The 19,238-nt window shown below is 39.4% G+C and carries 17 protein-coding genes; 3 read left to right on the forward strand and 14 right to left on the reverse strand.

The window, feature by feature from the left end; translation table 11 throughout:
* Positions 1–4: 4 nt before the first annotated feature.
* From iolD to iolG, 4 genes are all read right to left on the reverse strand, one after another.
* Positions 5–1,939 carry a 3D-(3,5/4)-trihydroxycyclohexane-1,2-dione acylhydrolase (decyclizing) gene (iolD, locus tag V2145_RS14340; RefSeq protein WP_094912414.1) on the reverse strand — a complete coding sequence of 645 codons (1,935 nt, stop codon included), beginning with the start codon at positions 1,937–1,939 and terminating at the stop codon, positions 5–7.
* 81 nt (positions 1,940–2,020) lie between these two features.
* Positions 2,021–3,478 (reverse strand): CoA-acylating methylmalonate-semialdehyde dehydrogenase, encoded by a 1,458-nt coding sequence (locus V2145_RS14345; RefSeq protein WP_094912413.1) that lies wholly within the window; start codon positions 3,476–3,478, stop codon positions 2,021–2,023.
* A 21-nt stretch (positions 3,479–3,499) separates the two neighbouring features.
* Entirely contained in the window at positions 3,500–4,510 is a 1,011-nt protein-coding gene (iolC, locus tag V2145_RS14350) for a 5-dehydro-2-deoxygluconokinase (RefSeq protein ID WP_094912412.1), read from the reverse strand.
* A 66-nt stretch (positions 4,511–4,576) separates the two neighbouring features.
* Complete coding sequence (iolG, locus tag V2145_RS14355; protein ID WP_094912410.1) at positions 4,577–5,602, reverse strand: inositol 2-dehydrogenase; 1,026 nt, start codon at positions 5,600–5,602, stop codon at positions 4,577–4,579.
* A gap of 342 nt (positions 5,603–5,944) precedes the next feature.
* Between iolG and V2145_RS14360 the strand changes: the two genes are divergently transcribed.
* On the forward strand, positions 5,945–7,219 hold the full coding sequence (locus tag V2145_RS14360) for an MFS transporter (RefSeq protein ID WP_094912409.1): 1,275 nt from the start codon (positions 5,945–5,947) through the stop codon (positions 7,217–7,219).
* A gap of 50 nt (positions 7,220–7,269) precedes the next feature.
* Here the strand turns inward: V2145_RS14360 and V2145_RS14365 are convergent, their stop codons facing one another.
* The 7 genes from V2145_RS14365 to V2145_RS14395 all read right to left on the reverse strand — a co-directional run bounded on the left by V2145_RS14365 (position 7,270) and on the right by V2145_RS14395 (position 14,656).
* The gene (locus V2145_RS14365; protein ID WP_094912407.1) at positions 7,270–8,310 is read right to left on the reverse strand and encodes a Gfo/Idh/MocA family oxidoreductase; all 1,041 of its coding nucleotides are present in this window, start codon (positions 8,308–8,310) and stop codon (positions 7,270–7,272) included.
* Positions 8,311–8,325: 15 nt separating this feature from the next.
* Positions 8,326–9,330: a LacI family DNA-binding transcriptional regulator gene (locus tag V2145_RS14370; protein ID WP_094912406.1), complete on the reverse strand. Its 1,005-nt coding sequence runs from the start codon at positions 9,328–9,330 to the stop codon at positions 8,326–8,328.
* Between the two features lie 144 nt (positions 9,331–9,474).
* Positions 9,475–10,428, reverse strand: a complete 954-nt coding sequence (locus tag V2145_RS14375; protein ID WP_094912404.1) for a sugar ABC transporter substrate-binding protein — start codon at positions 10,426–10,428, stop codon at positions 9,475–9,477.
* Between the two features lie 49 nt (positions 10,429–10,477).
* Complete coding sequence (locus V2145_RS14380) at positions 10,478–11,473, reverse strand: ABC transporter permease (protein ID WP_094912403.1); 996 nt, start codon at positions 11,471–11,473, stop codon at positions 10,478–10,480.
* A gap of 5 nt (positions 11,474–11,478) precedes the next feature.
* A complete protein-coding gene (locus V2145_RS14385) occupies positions 11,479–12,987 on the reverse strand; it encodes a sugar ABC transporter ATP-binding protein (protein ID WP_094912402.1) in 1,509 nt (502 codons plus the stop codon).
* A gap of 316 nt (positions 12,988–13,303) precedes the next feature.
* Entirely contained in the window at positions 13,304–13,465 is a 162-nt protein-coding gene (locus V2145_RS14390) for a hypothetical protein (RefSeq protein WP_210611120.1), read from the reverse strand.
* 63 nt (positions 13,466–13,528) lie between these two features.
* On the reverse strand, positions 13,529–14,656 hold the full coding sequence (locus tag V2145_RS14395) for a 2-methylaconitate cis-trans isomerase PrpF family protein (RefSeq protein ID WP_094912401.1): 1,128 nt from the start codon (positions 14,654–14,656) through the stop codon (positions 13,529–13,531).
* Between the two features lie 150 nt (positions 14,657–14,806).
* Here V2145_RS14395 and V2145_RS14400 point away from each other — a divergent pair, with 150 nt between their 5' ends.
* Together V2145_RS14400 and V2145_RS14405 are read left to right on the forward strand one after the other, a co-directional pair.
* Complete coding sequence (locus V2145_RS14400) at positions 14,807–15,688, forward strand: LysR family transcriptional regulator (protein WP_131887404.1); 882 nt, start codon at positions 14,807–14,809, stop codon at positions 15,686–15,688.
* A 184-nt stretch (positions 15,689–15,872) separates the two neighbouring features.
* A complete protein-coding gene (locus V2145_RS14405) occupies positions 15,873–17,195 on the forward strand; it encodes a CitMHS family transporter (protein ID WP_094912398.1) in 1,323 nt (440 codons plus the stop codon).
* A gap of 25 nt (positions 17,196–17,220) precedes the next feature.
* On the opposite strand, the gene yyaC is transcribed toward V2145_RS14405, so the two are convergent.
* The 3 genes from yyaC to V2145_RS14420 form a co-directional block, all read right to left on the reverse strand.
* Positions 17,221–17,826, reverse strand: coding sequence for a spore protease YyaC (yyaC, locus tag V2145_RS14410; RefSeq protein ID WP_094912396.1), 606 nt, complete (start codon positions 17,824–17,826; stop codon positions 17,221–17,223).
* 87 nt (positions 17,827–17,913) lie between these two features.
* Entirely contained in the window at positions 17,914–18,303 is a 390-nt protein-coding gene (locus V2145_RS14415) for a hypothetical protein (protein ID WP_330987934.1), read from the reverse strand.
* Positions 18,300–19,070 (reverse strand): EAL domain-containing protein, encoded by a 771-nt coding sequence (locus tag V2145_RS14420; protein ID WP_131887406.1) that lies wholly within the window; start codon positions 19,068–19,070, stop codon positions 18,300–18,302. The genes V2145_RS14415 and V2145_RS14420 overlap by 4 nt, the downstream gene beginning before the upstream one ends.
* Between the last annotated feature and the right edge of the window lie 168 nt (positions 19,071–19,238).

Here is a 19,238-nt window from a genome sequence, read left to right on the forward strand (position 1 = left end):
GTACCTAATACAATCTTGCTTTTGTTAAATGTGTTCTTTTCTCTTCAAACGCTTCTTGTACGCTTTTATTATCAGAAACTTCTGCCACTCCAACATGCCACCATGAGTCGTATCCATTTGTCATGGTCTTTGGCAGTACCTTAATATCAATAAGCGTAGACACTTCTTGTTTCTTCGCGTCTTCAAGAGCAAATCTAAGCTCTTCTAACGTGCGCGCTTCGTACGTTTTCACTCCGTATCCCGCTGCGCTTTGTGCAAAATTAATGCGGAGAATGTTACCATCTAGCTTATTCGACTGTTCGTTTCGGTAGCGAAACTCTGTACCAAAGCTTCCCATTCCATTGCTCATCTGCAAATTGTTGATGCAGCCAAACCCTGAATTATCAAACAATAAAACGTTTATTTTCTTTTTCTCCTGTAAGCTGGTCACCAGCTCTGAATGAAGCATTTGATAACTTCCATCTCCAACCATTGCATAAACTTCTCTATCTGGCTCAGCTAGCTTAGCTCCAAGTGCTCCTGCAATTTCGTAACCCATGCATGAATATCCGTATTCCATGTGATACGTATTGGGCGTGCGCGATGTCCACATCCGCTGAAGATCCCCCGGCAAGCTGCCTGCTGCGCCTACGATAATTGCATCTTCATCAAGTAGATGATTTACTTGACCAATAACGCTTGTTTGCGTTAATGACGTTCTGAGCGCTTCTTTATACTCAGAAAGCACCTCATCAAGCTGTCCGCTTACTTCTGGAACAAATGCTTCCTCTTGGTAACGCACGTGATGTAAACGTTCAAGCTCTGCTTGCCACTTTTGCTTAGCCTCAACGATTTCCGTTCCGTAACCTGAGTGATATCCATGCTGGATTAATTCAGCTGTTAGCTCTCGAAGGGCTTCTTTCGCATCAGCCACTACCTTTACGGCATCCAACTTATTGGCATGAAATTCAGAGATATTCAAGGTTAAAAACTCGACGTCTGGATGCTGAAACAATTCTTTTGAACCCGTTGTAAAATCCGTAAACCTCGTTCCAATTCCAATGACTAGATCTGCTTCACGAGCAATTGAGTTCGCAGCGAGATTACCGGTTACACCTATCCCACCTAGGTTATAAAAGAAATCACTCTCAATAGCACTTTTACCAGCTTGTGTTTCACCAAAAGGAATATGGAATGCTTCTGAAAAAGCTTTTAATTCAGCTGTTGCTTCCGAATAGCGAACTCCCCCACCGCAAATAATAATAGGCTTTTTCTTGCTTACAATAAGCTGAACGGCATCTCTCACACACTCTCTCGTAGGCAAACGCCTTTCCATTCTGTGCACGCGTTTTTTAAAGAAATAGCTAGGAAAATCAAAGGCTTCTCCTTGTACATCTTGCGGCAGCGAAATTGTCACGGCTCCTGTATCAGCTGGATTGGTCAATACGCGTATAGCGTTGATCATTGCCGTCATGAGCTGCTCCGGTCGATTAACGCGATCCCAATATTTACTCACTGCTCGAAAAGCATCATTTGTTGAAAGGGATAAGTCATGAGTTTGTTCGATTTGTTGAAGAACAGGATCAGGCTGACGAGTAGCAAACACATCACCTGGAAGCAATAAAATAGGAATGTTATTAGCAGTAGCAGTAGCAGCTGTTGTTACCATGTTGGCAGAACCAGGCCCTACTGAAGAAGTGCACGCCATGATTTGCTTTCTGTGCTTTTGTTTGGCAAATGCCATCGCTGCATTTGCCATACCTTGCTCGTTTCTTCCTTGATAGACTTCCAGTTCTCCCGCATGTTGTTCAAGAGCTTGCCCAATTCCTACCACGTTACCATGACCAAAAATCGTAAAGATTCCTTTGATAAACTTTGTTTCCTTTCCATCCACTTCGACGTACTGCTGGTTTAAGAACTTTACAAGAGCTTGTGCCGTTGTCATTCTTTCCGTTGTCATTTCTTTTTCCCCTTTCATAACAAAGGGAAGTCTTCAGAACAAGCTGTTCCTAATACTCCCCTCTCATTTTTTGTTTACAACTTACCAGCGTGCTGTTACCATTTTCTTTCTGGTATAGAACTCTACACCGTCTGTTCCGTTCGCGTGCAAATCACCATAGAATGAATCCTTCCATCCTGAAAACGGGAAGAATGCCATCGGGGCTGGAACACCTACGTTTACCCCTAACATACCGGATTCAATTTTTTCACGAAACTCACGAACGCTCGAACCGCTGTCTGTATAGATGCACGCACCGTTTGCAAAGCGTGATTGGTTTGCAATATCAATGGCTTCTCCAAGATTGTTAACTCGAATAATTGATAGCACCGGAGCAAAGATTTCATCTTGCCAAATTTTCATTTCCTGCGTAACGTTATCAAAAATAGTTGGGCCAACGAAATATCCGTTCCCTTGAACCGCAGCGTCACTACGGCCATCACGAACAAGCTTAGCACCTTGCTCAATGCCTGATTCAATATAGCCAAGCGTGCGCTCTTTATGTCCTTCACGAATAACTGGACCTAAGAAAACATTTTCTTCGAGACCATTTCCAATCACAATGCGATTTGCTTCTTCAACTAGTCGATTGATCAATTCATCTGCTACGCCTTCTTGCACTGTAACAACAGATGCAGCCATGCAGCGCTCACCAGCGGACCCAAACGCGGCTCCTACAATTTGCTTTGTCGCTACGTCTAAATCAGCATCGTTTAACACGATTGAGTGATTTTTTGCACCAGCTAAAGCCTGAACCCTTTTTAGATTTTCCGTTCCTTTTTTATACACGTATTCGGCTACTGGCTGTGAACCGACAAACGAAATTGCTTTCACGTGCTTATGTTCCAATAATCCATTTACTACATCATGAGCACCGTTTACAATATTTAGCACGCCTTTTGGCAAACCAGCTTCTTCAAATAACTCTACTAAGCGTGCTGCTAAAAGCGGTGTACGCTCAGATGGTTTCAGCACAAACGTATTTCCGCAAGCGATGGCTAATGGGAACATCCAGCATGGCACCATCATCGGGAAGTTAAACGGCGTAATTCCGCCAATAACGCCGATTGGATAGCGATACATTCCTGATTCAATTCCTGTTGCGATATCAGGCAGCTGCTTGCCCATCATAAGCGTAGGTGCACCTGCAGCGAACTCAACGCACTCAATTCCACGCTGAACTTCACCGTATGCTTCGTTATAAGACTTACCGTTTTCAAGCGTTACAAGCTTTGCTAGCTCATCCCAATGATTAACAAGAAGTTGCTGGTACTTAAACAAAATACGCGCACGCTTTGGCACGGCTACCTGTGACCAAGTTTGAAACGCTTCATTTGCGGTTTCTACTGCGCGATCTACATCTTCTTTTGTCGATAACGGAACGTTAGCAATCACTTCGCCTGTTGCAGGATTGTAAACAGGCTCCGTTCTCGAAGTAGAAGCTTCTACCCATTGTCCACCAATATAGTTTTTAACGTCTTTGACGGCTGTTTGTGTCATCGTGAAATCTCCCCTTTGTTATTAATAAGTTTCCTGTAAAATTTCTTCCGCTGAGCTCATAAACTCTTTAATTTCGGCAGCGGTTGGCATCGCGTCAGAGCAGCTATGACGTGAGATAACAATCGAAGCCGATGCACTTCCAAACCTCATGGCTTCTTTTACATTCATCCCAGTCATCAGGCCATAAATAAAAGCTGATGCATATGAATCGCCAGCACCAAAGGTTTTCAGCACCTTTGTTTTAAAAATGCCGCCGCGATAGGAGTTGCCATCTTTCGTATAGGCGATTGATCCTTCACCACCGTGCTTGATAATCACGATTTTGGCATTATAAGAAAACCATCTATTTGCCGTTACCTCATCACTAGAAGCTTCTAAGTTTAATAGCTTTTCCATCATGTCAAATTCTTCACGTGTACCGATAATCACATCGCATTTCTCTGCGGCCAAGTTATAGTAAGTTGACGTTTCTTCTTCTGAAGCCCACGTATACGGACGATAATCTATATCAAAAAACACTACTACTTCATGTTTTCGTGCATATTCTAACGCTAAGAAAACGGCTTCACGAGATGGACTTTGTGCGAGTGCTGTACCAGAAATTAAAAGTGCTTTTGATTGCTTGATATATGCTTCTGATACGTTGTGGACATCAAGCTTTAAATCTGCAACATTATCACGATACATCAATATACTACAATCCGTCGGGCTTTTAATTTCGGTAAAAGCTAATCCTGTTACCGCTCCTGTACGATCAATTGCAACATGATTCGTATCGATATTGTTCTCTGTGAGATAGGATGTAATAAAACGCCCCATTTGATCATCAGAAACTTTACCGATGAATCCTGTGTTCAAACCAAGGCGAGATACGCCAATTGCAATGTTCGCTGGAGAACCTCCAACATATTTCGTAAACGTCTTTGTTTCTTCCATCGGACGCTGTGTTTCATTAGCATTTAAATCGATACACAATCGTCCAAGGGCAACAAAATCAAGGGGACGGTCTTGCTTAAACTGTAGTTTGTTCATTATCTATCCTCCTGCTTTTTATCAACTAGGTTAAGCGCTTAATCATTTTGCATGATAAAACGTAATTCATCCATTTGTTACGTATGATTCTTCTAGACGTACAGGTCTTCCTGATAACAGTGATTCTTTTGCTGCTTTCGCAATTCGTTCTGCTTGAAACCCATCATTTCCACTGCAAGTTACAGGTTGATCTGTTAAGCACGCTGTCGCGAATTCTTTTACTTCTTCAACATAGGCTTGCGTATAGCGCTCTAAGAAAAAGTATAATGGTTTTTCTTTTACCACGTGTTCACTTGTTGATACCTGAACCGTTGTCGGAATGCAGTTATCAGCTGTCGCTACCCCTTTATTTCCAAAAACTTCGAGTCGTTGATCATAGCCATATACTGCTTGTCGACTGTTATCAATGACACCAAGCGCTCCGTTTTCAAACTTTAGCGTTACAATCGCTGTGTCAATATCCCCTGCTTCTCCGATTGCCGGATCTACTAGTACCGTTCCATGAGCGGAAACCTCAACGACTTCGCTATCCATTATGTAGCGAGCCATATCAAAATCATGAATCATCATATCCATAAATAAGCCGCCAGATGCTCTCACATAATCTATGCTTGGAGGCTGTGGATCACGAGACGTTATCTTTAAGACGTGAGGCTGCCCAATTTCATTTGTTTTTACAAGCTCTCGTACCTTTTTAAAGTTTGGATCAAAGCGGCGATTAAACCCTACTTGAAGCTTCACTCCAGCTGCTTCTACTGCTTTTAACGCATCGTGTGTTTCTTCAACAGAGAAGCTAACCGGCTTTTCACAAAAAATATGTTTTTTTGCTTGAGCAGCTTCTTTAATAATAGCTGCGTGTGTATTGGTTGGTGAACAAATAAACACTGCATCAATTTCACCATCATTTAATAAATCCTGATAGTTCGTTGTTAAGACGTCAATTTCATTTGTTTTAGCCCAATCATGCAGGTGATCTACCACCACATCTGAAACCGCTTTAATTTTAATTTGTGGAATTAGCTTTAAGTTATCAACATGAAGCTTTCCAATTCTTCCTGCTCCTATTATCCCCACCGTTAAAATATGAGTCATTGTTTTATATCCTCCCATCCATACTGTTAACTCTAGTACGCATTGCTCAATTTAAAATTAAGTTAAGCGCTTTCTTAAATTCTATTATACATACATTCTAGTGAATCTCAATATTTTTTTAATTTTTAAATAACTTAATTTCTGAGAAAAACTAAATTATCTTTTTCTAACCTTATTATATAAACATTCAATTGTCCTTTATCAAAGTTAAAATGAATTTTAAAGAGTCCAAAAACCCCATAAATTTAATTGACTTTTCAGAAATGTAACCGTATACTTCTTTTTATGAATAGAGTTAAGCGCTTTCCTTTCTTAAAAACTTTGAAAGTGGTGGATGGACAAATGAATATGCTTGAAACGAAGAACTCATGGATTGACAGAATGGGCATTCCTTCTAATCTATTTTGGGGCTACATAGGTATCGTTGTATTCATGATTGGAGATGGCCTTGAGCACGGATGGCTATCACCTTATCTAGTAGAACGTGGTTTATCAATGGAACAAGCTGGTTTTTTATTTTCCCTTTATGGTATTACTGTTGCCATTAGCGCATGGTTTTCAGGTGTCCTTGTTCAAATGTGGGGCCCGAGAAAGACAATGATTATTGGCGTTGTTTCATTTATTATTGGTTCTATTGTTTTTATTGGCATAGCTATTCCAAGCTTGAACTATCCTTTAATTCTCTTATCTTATGGACTTCGCGGGTTAGGCTATCCACTTTTTGCTTATTCATTTTTAGTTTGGGTTTCTTATAACACGCCTCAGCAATCATTAGCTAGAGCTGTTGGCTGGTTTTGGTTTGTCTTTGAGCTTGGTCTTAGCGTTATCGGCGCTTTATACTCTAGCATAATGGTAAGCCGAATTGGAGAAGTTGCGACGCTATGGACTGCTTTAGTGTTCGTTGCGATTGGTGCTATTTTATCTATCGTCATTAACAAAGATCGATTTAACGGTAAAATTGTAAGCGATAACAAAACAAAAGAACTTCTAAAAGGTTTAACTATTATGGCTGAGAAGCCGAAAGTAGCGATTGGTGGCGTAGTAAAGATTATTAATTCCGCTGCAAAATTTGGCTTTGTGGTCTTTTTACCAACGTATATGGTTGGTTTTAACTTTACGATTACAGAATGGCTCCAAATATGGGGCACATTATTTTTTGTCAATATTGTCTTTAACCTCATCTTTGGTGTTATTGGTGATAAGTTCGGCTGGGTTAACACCGTAACGTGGTTCGGTGGCGTTGGATGCGGACTAGCTACACTTGCACTTTACTATACACCCCAAATTTTTGGCCATAATTACTGGGCATTGATGCTAGTTGCCTGCTTCTATGGAGCGGCTTTAGCTGGGTACGTGCCGTTAACTGCTCTTGTCCCATCTCTTGCTCCTGATAATAAAGGAGCTGCAATGTCCGTATTGAACTTAGGGTCTGGTCTAGCTGCATTTGTTGGTCCAGCTATTGTGGCATTATTTATCGGTCCTGTCGGTGTCGGTGGCTTAATGTGGATCTTTGCCATCCTTTACTTTGTTGGCGCTTTCCTAACAAGATTTTTAGCATTACCTGAGCAAACCACGAGTTATCAACCTGCAGATCAACACCAAAGGCTGTCCGTATAACTCCATAAAAGGTGTAGAGAACGCCTCACATAATGTGAGGCGTCTTATTGTTACTTTGTGCTAGAGTAAGATTTAACATAAACCAGCTCACCCGTTTCAAATGATTCTTTACACGCATATCCCAATAGCGAAGCCTGCACGCCATCTTTAGCAGTGATAGTTGGCTTGTTCCCCGTTTGAATACAATGAATAAATTCTTCAACCTCTGACAAATATGCCTGTGCGAATCGTTCATTAAAATTGGATACGCACTCCTTCAAAGCACCTGCGTCGTTAAAAATGGTTACCGCGTTTTTTTCAGGAACAGTTCCAATTCGCAGACTTCCTTTTGTACCGATAATTTCTGTTTCAATATGATACCCGTGACGGCTATTTCTTCCTGCTGCAAAAAGGCCCATCGTACCATTTGAAAACTTTACAAGAGCCGCTCCTGTTTCTGCATCATTTAACTCTGTGAATGCTGGAACTGAATATGCTCCTCCAATTGCCCACACCTGCTCGGCTTCAGCTCCAAGATACCATCTGGCAAGGTCAAAATCATGCACAGCCATGTCTAAGAATATACCGCCGCTATAGTTTTTTTGGGCAAATTTCAAAAATGATTCCAAGCCTTCCGTAGGATCAAACCCGTAGCAGCGAACCATCACAGGTTCACCTATTGCCCCTTGTTCAATTTGTTTTTTGGCATATGCATATGAATCATCATATCTTCTCATGAAGCCCAGCATAAATACTTTGTCTTGGTGGCGATTAATAATTGTCTCAATCTTTTCCACCTCTTCTAAGTAAAGCCCTAATGGCTTTTCACTGAACACATGATACCCCGCTTCTAATGCTTGCTGAATTTGATCACAGTGGAAATTAGAAGGTGAAGCAATAAAAATGGCATCGAGCTCACTGTTCTGTAACATTTCTTCATAGGATGTATACGTATATGGAATATTCCACTTATCACTTAGTTCGGCTAACTGCTCCGTATTTAAGCCGCAAATTGCTTTTAATTCACAGTTTGGAATGCGAAAAGCTAAATTCTCAGCATGCTGAATTCCAAGCCTGCCTAACCCTACAATTCCTACATTTACTTTGTTCACAGAACCTCTCCCCTTTTACTCCAATATGTTTTTAACAGACCCCCGCTCGATAAGTTCAGGAGTTAGCATAACCCTTTGTTTAATGGACTCACTTCCGTTAATAGTCTTTAAGAGCTGCGCAAACGTGTATTCAGCCATTTGCGTAATCGGTTGCTCAATGGTTGTTAATCCCGGATCAGCCATTTCAGCATAGATTGTATTGTCAAATCCAATAACCGATAAATCCCCAGGAATAGCTAATCCCTGTTTTCGAGCCTCATTCATAACCGCTACGGCAATTAAGTCCGTACAGGCAAAGACAGCGGTAGGTTTTTTAGGGCCTGATAAAAGTTCACGCGCTGCTCTTTTGGCATCCTCAATAACTGAACGACAGCTAATTACATCACTATCTTCTAAAAGAACCTTCTCTTCGTTTAATGCCTGTGTAAACCCATTTAAACGTGCTTTACTACTGCTACGATCTTGTTCCATAATAATTGCTATTTGACGGTGCCCTTTACTTGTTAAGTGATTTCCTGCTAAATAACCACCTCTTACATCATCTGTGGTCACAACATGAGTGGAAACTGACGGATGATCTACAGAAAACAGAACAAGTGGCAACTCCCTGCTTACAATTTTGTTTACTAACTTAAAATTATTTAGCTCAGTAGCAACCACAATGCCATCTACTTGCTTTTTTAACAAGAGCTCTACATATTCGTTTTCACGTTCTGGCTGATTATCCGTACTACAAAGAAACAGTGTATATCCTGCAGATTGCGCACTATTTTCAAAAGCACGCGCTACCTCTGCAAAAAAGGGATTTGAAATATCTGGTACTAACACACCAATTGTATACGTTTTCTTTCCAGTCAAAGCTGCAGCTACGCTACTTGGTTGATAATCGAGCTCTTCCATGACCTTGTGAACTTTTTTTCTCGTCTTCTCACCGATACGACCTGTTTCGTTAATAACTTTTGATACAGTGGCGATAGAAACTCCAGCTTTTTTCGCTACATCATAAATTGTTGTTTTCATTCTAGTTCTTCTCCTCTTAATCTTCTCTTTTAATTATCTTATCATGAATGAGTTATTCATATCCTTTACAAGGCGCTTTCTACATGGATTCTTAACACGCCCGATTAAGAGTTTCTATCGCACATTAAGAGCTTAACACTGCTATTACTTTGAAATACTCTGTAAGAACTCTAGCTTTTCCTGAGCGTTTTCTTGTGTGATGATATCAATTCCACTATCAATGCGTTTTTCAATTTTTTCACCCTTAATCGTTTTTAACGCATTTTCTACACCTTGATATCCCATGTCGTATGGACTTTGCGCAATCGTACCAGCCATCTTACCAGCAATAATTGATTCAACAGCTTCAACCGTTCCATCCGTACCAATTACAGGAATATCTCCTTTGCCTTCAAGAGCACGTAAAGCGCCAAGTGCCATATCATCATTTGCAGAAAATACACCTTTTACATCTTTATTTTTTTGCATAATGTTTTCCATAACCGACATCGCTTTCGTTTTATCACTATCAGCTGGCTGTTCAGCTACAATCTTCATACCTGCCTTTTCAAGTTCTTCTTTCGCTCCTTTAATACGAGCATCCATTGCTGAATTCCCAAGTGCTCCTGCAATTAAAGCAACGCTATCCCCTTTTTCTAGCATGGATGCAAGAAGTTTTCCGCCTTCTTGACCAGCCGTATAGTTATCTGTACCAATAAATGCCGTTTTTTCCTCAAAATCAGCATCTGTATCAATTAACAGTACTGGTAAATTACCTTGAGTTGCTTGCTTTAAGACAGGTACAACCGTTGAAGGCTGAGATGGTGATACTACAATTGCTCCCGGCATTTGATTGATAGAATCCTCAATCATATTTACCTGTTCAATAACTTGCGATTCAGAAGCTGGTCCAACTATATTTACATCCACACCTAGATCTTTTCCGGCTTCTTTTGCTCCTGCTTCAACATACTTCCAATAAGGACTACTTAGCGTTTTTAACACGACCGTTACGCTTTCTTCTCCTCCTCCAGATGCTTTATCACCACTGCACCCTGCCGCAACTAGTAACCCAGCTGCCATTGTTAACATCCCTAACTTTCTGAATCCTTTTTTCATCATCATTTCCCCCTTTAGAATAGATAACCAAAATGTAAACGCTTAATTTTCATGAGCCTTTTTTACTTTTTCTCTGTCTAAGTACGTCTACATATACTGCTGCGATAATGACGACTCCAATAACCGCCATTTGAAAATCAGCTGAAACATTGAGTAAATTCAGTCCATTTCTTAATACGGCAATGATCATGGCTCCAATTAGCGTTCCCCATACAGTACCTACCCCTCCAAAGAAGCTTGCTCCTCCGATAATAACGGCTGCAATTGCATCTAATTCGTAAGATAAACCAGCGAGCGGGAACGCAGAATTGACGCGTCCAACCATAACAAGTCCAGCCAGCGCTGCCATAAAGCCGCTGATTGTATAAACTATAATGAGAACGCGATCTACATTAATTCCTGATAAGTGGGCTGCTTCTTTATTGCCCCCAATTGCATAAATATATCGGCCTGTTTGTGTTCTTGTTAAAAAGATGTGGAAGATAACGTACATCACAATGACAAGTAAAAAACTGATTGGAATCGGCCCAACAAACTCTCCACCTAAAAATTGAATCATGTAAGGAAAGCCTGCAATAGGAGCTGCAGCAGTAATAATTAACGCAATACCACGAGCAATATTCATCGTGCCAAGCGTTGAGATAAATGGATGAGGCAAGCGAAGTTTTGTAAGTAAAATTCCATTTAACCATCCAAAGAATATACCAACTAATAAACAAACAAGAATACCTAGAATTGGATTCAATCCCATAGTAACAGAGACAATACCCATGACCATAATTGAAACAGCTAGTATTGATCCAACAGATAAATCAATGCCTGCTGTTAAAATAGGTAAAAGCATTCCAAGTGCTAATAGAGCATTAATAGAGGACTGACGAGCGATATTCATAATATTATTTACAGTAAGGAATTTGTCAGATAGCATTGTAAGAATAACGCTTAATATAACAAGACCAATTAAGGCACCAAACTTACCTAAGTAGTGCTTAAGTGACTTCTTTTCGTTATGCATTGGCTTTTTTTGAATAATAACTTCACTCATTACGTTCAGCCTCCTGTCGCTGCTTTCATGATTATTTCTTGATTTGCTTCTTGAATCTCTAAATCAGCCGTAAATTTACCTTCATTCATTACAAGTACACGATCACACATTCCAAGAATTTCTGGTAAATCAGATGAAATCATAAGAACAATTGCACCCTTTTCTACAAGCTCATTCATTAAACGATATACCTCGACTTTGGCACCTACATCAATCCCTCGAGTCGGTTCATCAAAAATGAAAACTTTTGCTTGCGTGCAAAGCCATTTGGCAATAACGACTTTCTGCTGATTGCCACCGCTTAGCTTACGAGCATGAAGCTCAATATTGTCAGGACGTACTCGAAGTTCTTTAATATAGTTGTCTGCTGTTTTCTTAATGGTGTTTAAATTGATAAGATTGTTTTTTTGCTTGAACATTTTTGTATTAGCTAAGGAGATGTTAAAATCTAGAGGTTGATCCAGCAGTAACCCTTCATTCTTTCGATCTTCGGTAATGAATGCAATGCCTGCATTGATGGCGTCTTTAGGTGATTTAATATGAACTTCTTTCTTATCGATATATACGCTTCCGCTTTCTTTTTGGTCAGCGCCAAAGATTGCTCTAGCCAACTCTGTTCTTCCTGCTCCAACCAATCCGGAAATGCCGACAATCTCACCGTATCTCAGGGTAAAGTTAAGCTTTTCTTTAAAACCTTTGACATGAAAATCTTTGATACGAAAACCTTCACCTCCAAGTACAAATGATTGCTTTGGATATTTTTCATCTAGAGTTCTTCCAACCATAAGCTCAATCCACTTATCCGTTGTTGTTGTGCGAACTGGTAGCGTATCAATTTGAAAACCATCTCGTAAAATAGTAATTCGGTCTCCCATTCGCTTAATTTCATCCAGCCTATGAGAAATAAAAACAATTGCAATACCTTTTTTCGTAAGGCCTTCTACTGTTGAATATAACTGTTCAACTTCTGTAGAACTTAGGCTGGCAGTTGGCTCATCCATAATGATTAACTTCGCATCTAAGGTAAGCGCTTTAGCAATTTCTACTAATTGTTGCTGACCAATCCCTAATTCACTGAGCTGCTTATCTGCAAGATCTGGGCTTTGTCCTAGCATGGTCAAGTAGCGCTTTGCTTCTTCTCTCATTTGTTTATGATTTAAAAGAGAAGCCTTTCCACGTTGCTTTAATTCCCTGCCAAGGAAAATATTTTCATAGACTTTCAGCTGTGGAATAACGTTAAGCTCTTGATAAATTGTTGCGATTCCAAGCTTCATAGAATCTACCGGATTGTTAATCTGCACAAGCTTTCCTTCCCAATAAATCTCTCCGTCATCCTTTTCGTAAGCCCCTGTTAAAATTTTAATGAGAGTTGATTTTCCAGCTCCGTTTTCTCCTAACAGAACATGTACTTCTCCAGCTTTAACATTTAAATCAATGCCTTTTAGAACATGGTTATTGGAAAAACTCTTTTTAATTCCTTTCATTATAAGCAACGCTTGATTGTCACCTATCATGTAAAGACCCCTTTCATCTCCTAATTAAAGAAAGCGCTTTCCTAATTGATTTGAATTATAAATAGTTTTATGGAGATTAGCAACAACTTTTTTCAGAAAATTTTTTCTTTTTATAATTATAGGCATGCTTTCTTCCAAGCAAATCTATATTCTAAGATATTAATTATCTCTCCCATACTCTCCAAGTAGTTATGTATTAAAAACTTTCTCTTGCGTATCTATTGAAAACAAAAAAGACTATTCATTGTATGAAATAATAGTTTGTGAAAAAAAAGATATAAAAAAGCCACATGAAATTTTTTCATGTGGCTCTTCCTCACACAACCGTTAACGCCAGCGAAGGATTGCTTGGATACAGAACTTGAGATAAAATCTTGTACCCTTTTTCTTGCTCAAATACCGTACGTGCTTCTTGTTCTGATTCAAACTCAAACATTCTCATTTCATTTTGACTAGAATAGATGGTCACAACCCACATCCTTCGAACCCCTCCGTTTTCATGAAATTATTGTTCTCTATGAACAGCTTTGATAGTTACCGCTTACGCTAACTGGTGCGCAACTTGGTAGTTATGCTTTGTATATACGTACCCCTCTAAAATCATCCTTGCTGTACGCATCACCTTAATGCCTTGCATTTGTCCGGCAATGAAATCTACTTTTGTTTCCATGATACCTGCAGGATGAGCCAAGCGAATGACAGGGCTATGAATATCAACGAGTTTTGAAACAATTGTTCCCTCCAGAAATGCTGAAGCTGTTGTACAAATCGCACCGGTTATAGCTAATGCTTGATGTGGTTTTTGCATAGACATCATACGAATAGCCACATCCATTTCTTCACTTTTCCGTTCCCTTCCTGAGCTGTCCTTATAATTTCTCGGAGGAGCAATAATTGTCATTTTAGGAACAGCTGGTGATTTTATTGTTGCCTCTTCTTTCTTAGCGAATCCGCAAATTTCAGCTGCTTGTGAGCGGATTTCTTCTAAATAATAAAGAGTGTCTTCCGAATATTCAGCAGGCAACTCATAGCCTGTAAGGCCGATATCCTCTGCTTTTACAAATACAAGAGGGTTAGCTACATCGACAATTGATGCTGGTATAAGTCCCTTGGATGTTTTAATCATATCAATAGCATTTCCGGTTGGAAAAAGCTTTCCTGTTACGGCTCCTTCAGCTTGGGTAAATGAAAGATAAATAGGTGAGCCAGTACCTGGAACACCAGGGATTTCATAGGTTCCTTCCGTCTTCACTTGTCCATCTTCTACTTCCACTTCGGCTTTAATAATTTTTTGTGTATTGGTATTAAGTATCGTTACGGTAGTGATTGGTTCTTTTGGTGTCACAAATCCTTGTGCAATTGCATATGGTCCAACAGCTGATGAGATGTTCCCACAGTTTCCTTTAAAATCAACGAGTTGATGATCGACACTAATTTGAGCAAACGTATACTCTACATCTACTCCTTCAATTTCTGATTGCTTAATAATTGCCGCTTTACTAGTTAACGAGTTTGCTCCACCTAATCCATCAATCTGCCTTTGATCTGGACTTCCCATAATATCTAGTAAAAAATCTTTCCAAAGCGCTTGATCACTTGGCATATGGTCCATGTTTAGAAAGATTCCTTTGCTTGTGCCTCCACGCATAATCGTTACAGGAATTCTCATTCATCACACCTTCTTTTATATTCTAATTATTCTTAATTTTCCTATCTCTTTCTTCAAAAATATAGTATGATAAATCTGTTCATAAGTACAATAGATAATTTATTTCAAAAATAAGAAAAAAAACTTATAACTTAGTTTGGGGTGTCAACTATGGATGAAAAAGATTGGATTGCTTTAAAAATACTATTTGAGGAGCGAAATATTAGCCGAGCTTCTGAACGATTATATATTTCTCAGCCAGCTTTAACCTATCGCTTGAAGAATTTAGAGAAAGACTTTGGAACAAGTTTGTTTTTTAAAACGAAAAAAGGAATTGAATTCACTTCTGAAGGTATTTACCTTGCTGAGTATGCACAAGATATGCTGGCTGAGCTTCAAAAAACAAAGGATTATATGCTGAATATGAAACAAGAGGTGCGTGGAACGCTACGCTTAGGTGTCTCTAGCAACTTTGCGCAATATCGCCTGCCAAAGTTACTGAAGAAGTTTTCGCTTCAATATCCTCACGTTCAATTTAACGTCAATACCGGCTGGAGCACAGATATTATGAACCTTCTTGATACATCTGCTGTTCAGCTTGGTATTTTAAGAGGAAACTATGATTGGTACGGCGTAAAGTCTCTACTAACAAAAGAACGGTTATGTCTAATTTCAAAAACAGAGTTAACGATTGACGAATTGCCCAGCCGCCCATTTATCAACTATAAAACTGACAGCTCATTAAAAAACTTAATTAATGACTGGTGGCATGATCAGTTTGCTGAGCCTCCTCGTGTGACGATGGAAACAGACCGTCAAGAGACGTGCAAAGAAATGGTAAAGAATGATTTGGGTTTTTCTATTTTACCTGAAATTTGTTTACAACCTTCAGATAATCTTTTTGTCTATGGACTCTCTTATAAAAACGATGAGCCCGTGCTACGAAATACGTGGCTTATGTATCACCAAGATGTTTTAAACCTATCAACTGTTAAGCACTTCATCGACTTTTTAAATAGAGAAACTGCGAACATTTCACCATTTAACTTATAACTTCTGCGTGAGGTTATAAGTTTTTTTTTGACTTTTTGATAAAAATATATATTTCACTTATCTCCTACCGTGTAATATTCTTAAAACATAGAATTTTTAAACGACTAACAACCACGCAAATTCTTACTGTTTCACAACTCTTATTTGAAAGCGGTTTCTATTAAAAAAAGAGGAGGGGATTACGATTCTTACATTCTTAGGAATCTCAATGGTTATTGTTTTTACGTACTTAATTATGACAAAAAAGTTATCACCTATTAACGCGCTCACAATTGTTCCAATTGTATTCGCCATTATAGGTGGATTTGGATCTAAACTTGGGGAAATGATGCTAGAAGGTTTAAAAGTAGTTGCACCTTCAGCCGCTCTACTGCTGTTTGCTATTTTATTTTTTGGTATTTTAATAGATGCAGGCTTGTTTGATCCGCTTATTAAAAAGATGCTGCAAATTGTAAAAGGAGATCCTGTTAAAATTGCGATTGGAACAGCTATTTTAGCTTCTACTGTTGCGTTAGATGGAGACGGGACAACAACACATATGATTACCATTTCAGCTATGCTACCACTTTATTTACGCTTGGGGATGAATCCGCTAATTCTTGCTATTATTTCACTTCTATCTTTAAGCATTATGAGCGGTATGACACCTTGGGGAGGCCCTGCTACTCGCGCAATTGCTTCACTTGGATTAGATGCTAACGAATTCTTTATCCCATTGCTTCCAACAATGCTTGGTGGTTTATTAACCGTCATTGGTGTTGCTTACGCTCTCGGTAGAAAAGAACGACAGCGTCTGGGAGTTATTGATATTGAATATAAGAAAAATCATGCGGGGGAACTGCCTGAATTAGCAGCTGCTTATGAAGTAGCTCAAACAGAAAGTTTAAAACGCCCCAAATTAATTTGGATCAACTTATTGTTAACGATTGTCGTAATGGTTGTGCTTATTATGGGCGTTATGCCTGTACCTGTTCTCTTCTTAATTGGATTTGTCCTAGCATCCATGATTAACTATCCAAACATCGAACAACAAAAAGAACGCCTACTGGCTCATTCGGGAAATGCGCTTACCGTTGTGACGCTTGTGTTTGCTGCAGGAATTTTCACTGGCATTTTCTCAGGTACCAAAATGGTAGACGCAATCGCTAACTCACTCGTTGCGATTATCCCAGATTCTTTAGGCTCTTTCTTTCCAGTCGTCGTTGCGTTAACAAGCATGCCGTTTACTTTCGTGCTTTCAAACGACGCTTATTACTTTGGCGTGTTACCAATTTTAGCTGAAGCCGGTGCGGCTTATGGCGTAGACCCTGTTGAAATTGCAAGAGCTTCTATTCTTGGGCAGCCTGTTCACTTTTTAAGTCCATTAGTTGCTTCTACACTGCTTCTTGTTGGAATGGTAAAAACGGATATTGGAGAACTGCAGCGCTACGGATTTAAATGGGCCATTATTTGTTCATTATCCATTACCATTATCGCAATTCTAACAGGTGCCATTACCGTTTTATAACGATAAAAGAGCTGTGAAACGAAGTTCACAGCTCTTTTTTATGTTGAGGTATTGTCTTAATTACATCGACAATTGTTTTTGCGATGGTCATAACCGTAAACAATCTCGTGTCATTTAGAAACTGCGTAGCAGGAAATGGATCCACGTAATTGACCATTCCTTTTATATGATAGTCGCCAATTTCAGGGAGCACTTTTGCTAGCGCTTGCCCTGGCACTAGCGGCCCTTCTTTTATTATTACGTCACCCACTTGGCTTTGTTCCCCAAGGCACGCATCGATGCTAATAATGAAAGGCTTTATGAATCGCTTATTCACGTCTTTAATCATCTCTTTTAAATTAAAAGCATGAACCGGTTGCTCTAGCGTACCATATACTTCAAAAGGTATGTCTCTTTCTACTAGCATAGTCCCTACCAACGGACCCAAAGAATCTCCTACGTAGCGATCGGACCCAATACAAAGAAAGACAATATCCCGGTTCTCACGCTGCGCTTTTTGAATAATGCCTAGCAGCTGTGCCGAAGCATATTCCACTTCTCTTTCTTTTTGGCTGCTTTTTGCTTTTACAATCCAAGCCGTTGTTGCAGATTCTTTCTTTTCCTCTTCCGTTCGCTTGAAAAAACTGCCCATCTCCCTCGCCTCACTTTTGTCAGTCCTCTTTCTATTTATTATAGCAAGATTTTGTTACCTCAACAGCTACCGAGCTACTTTTCCCTATTATTCATAAGGCGTGACACTCATCAACCCAATAACTAGTAAGAAGAGAAGAAGCAAAATAAGTGCTAAAGAATCAATGATGATGGGCAAACGAGCGGTCTTTTTAGCAAGGAAATACGAGATACCATAAAATAAAATGGCAAAACATTTACCTGCATACCCAAACACCGTTTGTGAACAGCTGTACACTGATTTTTCATAACGACTGATATACTCGCTCTTAAATAACACAAACTGAATGCCAAGCGCAGCGTTAATCATAATCACAACCAAGATACCTGCTAATAAAAATGGAAGATTAGTGGATAGATAAACGACCATCGTACATCCTAACAGAAATAGTAAACCTATTATGTACCCACACCACTTAATACAGTTCACGTTCCTCAACGAATACCCCCAAAGCTCAACGATTCCCTAAGCTGGTGGTTCTTTAAAAACGTATCGATTGCTGCAGGACGATCTAGTAAATAGCCCTGTACTACCTTAATATCTAATGTAAGCGCGATTGCCAAGTCCTTTTCACATTCGATTCCTTCTAAAATGAGAGTAGTGTTTCCTTCATTATATTGCGATAAGCACTTCACCATTTCTTGCTTTTCTTTTGAATGTGCTAACCCTTTTGAAAAATAGCCATCTAGCTTAATAATGTCTGGACGATGCTCCACAACGTGTTGAAGACTTCCCATCCCTGTACCTACATCATCTATAGCAATTTGAAATCCACATTGACGTAAATAGCTCAGCCCTTCTTTAAACAATGGAGATGACCAAATATTGTGCTCAAACGTACTTTCATTTAGTTCGAATACCACGCGCTTGAAGCTGTTTGGATACATAACTAACAAATGCTGAATAAAAAAGTGAAACTGTTTATCTATTACGGTAGATGGAAAAAGATTCACAAATAGCTTTTTACCTTGTAAAATTTCAAATGGAAAACAATCAATTGCTCCTTCAATCGCCATCATGTCAAGTTCCGCCAACTTTTCATCTTCATGTGCTTGTAAAAATAAATCGATAATAGGTGCATGAGAAGATTGTAGTCTTAACAGTGCTTCAAACCCAACTTTACTCCATTTATTCACACAATAAATCGGCTGATAAACAAACGTAAATTCCTCTTTGTCAAACTGTTTTGAAAAATAAGCTTCCATATTGCTCCCTTATTCCTTTCCATAATCATTGCATTTCGTGCGCTGCTGGTCTATCTGTGCGCAATCAACTCTTCAAACAAAACTTGTTTAGTCAACTATCATTTTATAAATCGGCAAAACACTTGATTATTTTAACACAAAAAACCGCCCACTTTTTGGTAGTGAGCG

This window comes from Priestia sp. GS2, assembly GCF_036409025.1.
GTDB classification, from domain to species: Bacteria; Bacillota; Bacilli; order Bacillales; family Bacillaceae_H; genus Priestia; species Priestia aryabhattai_A.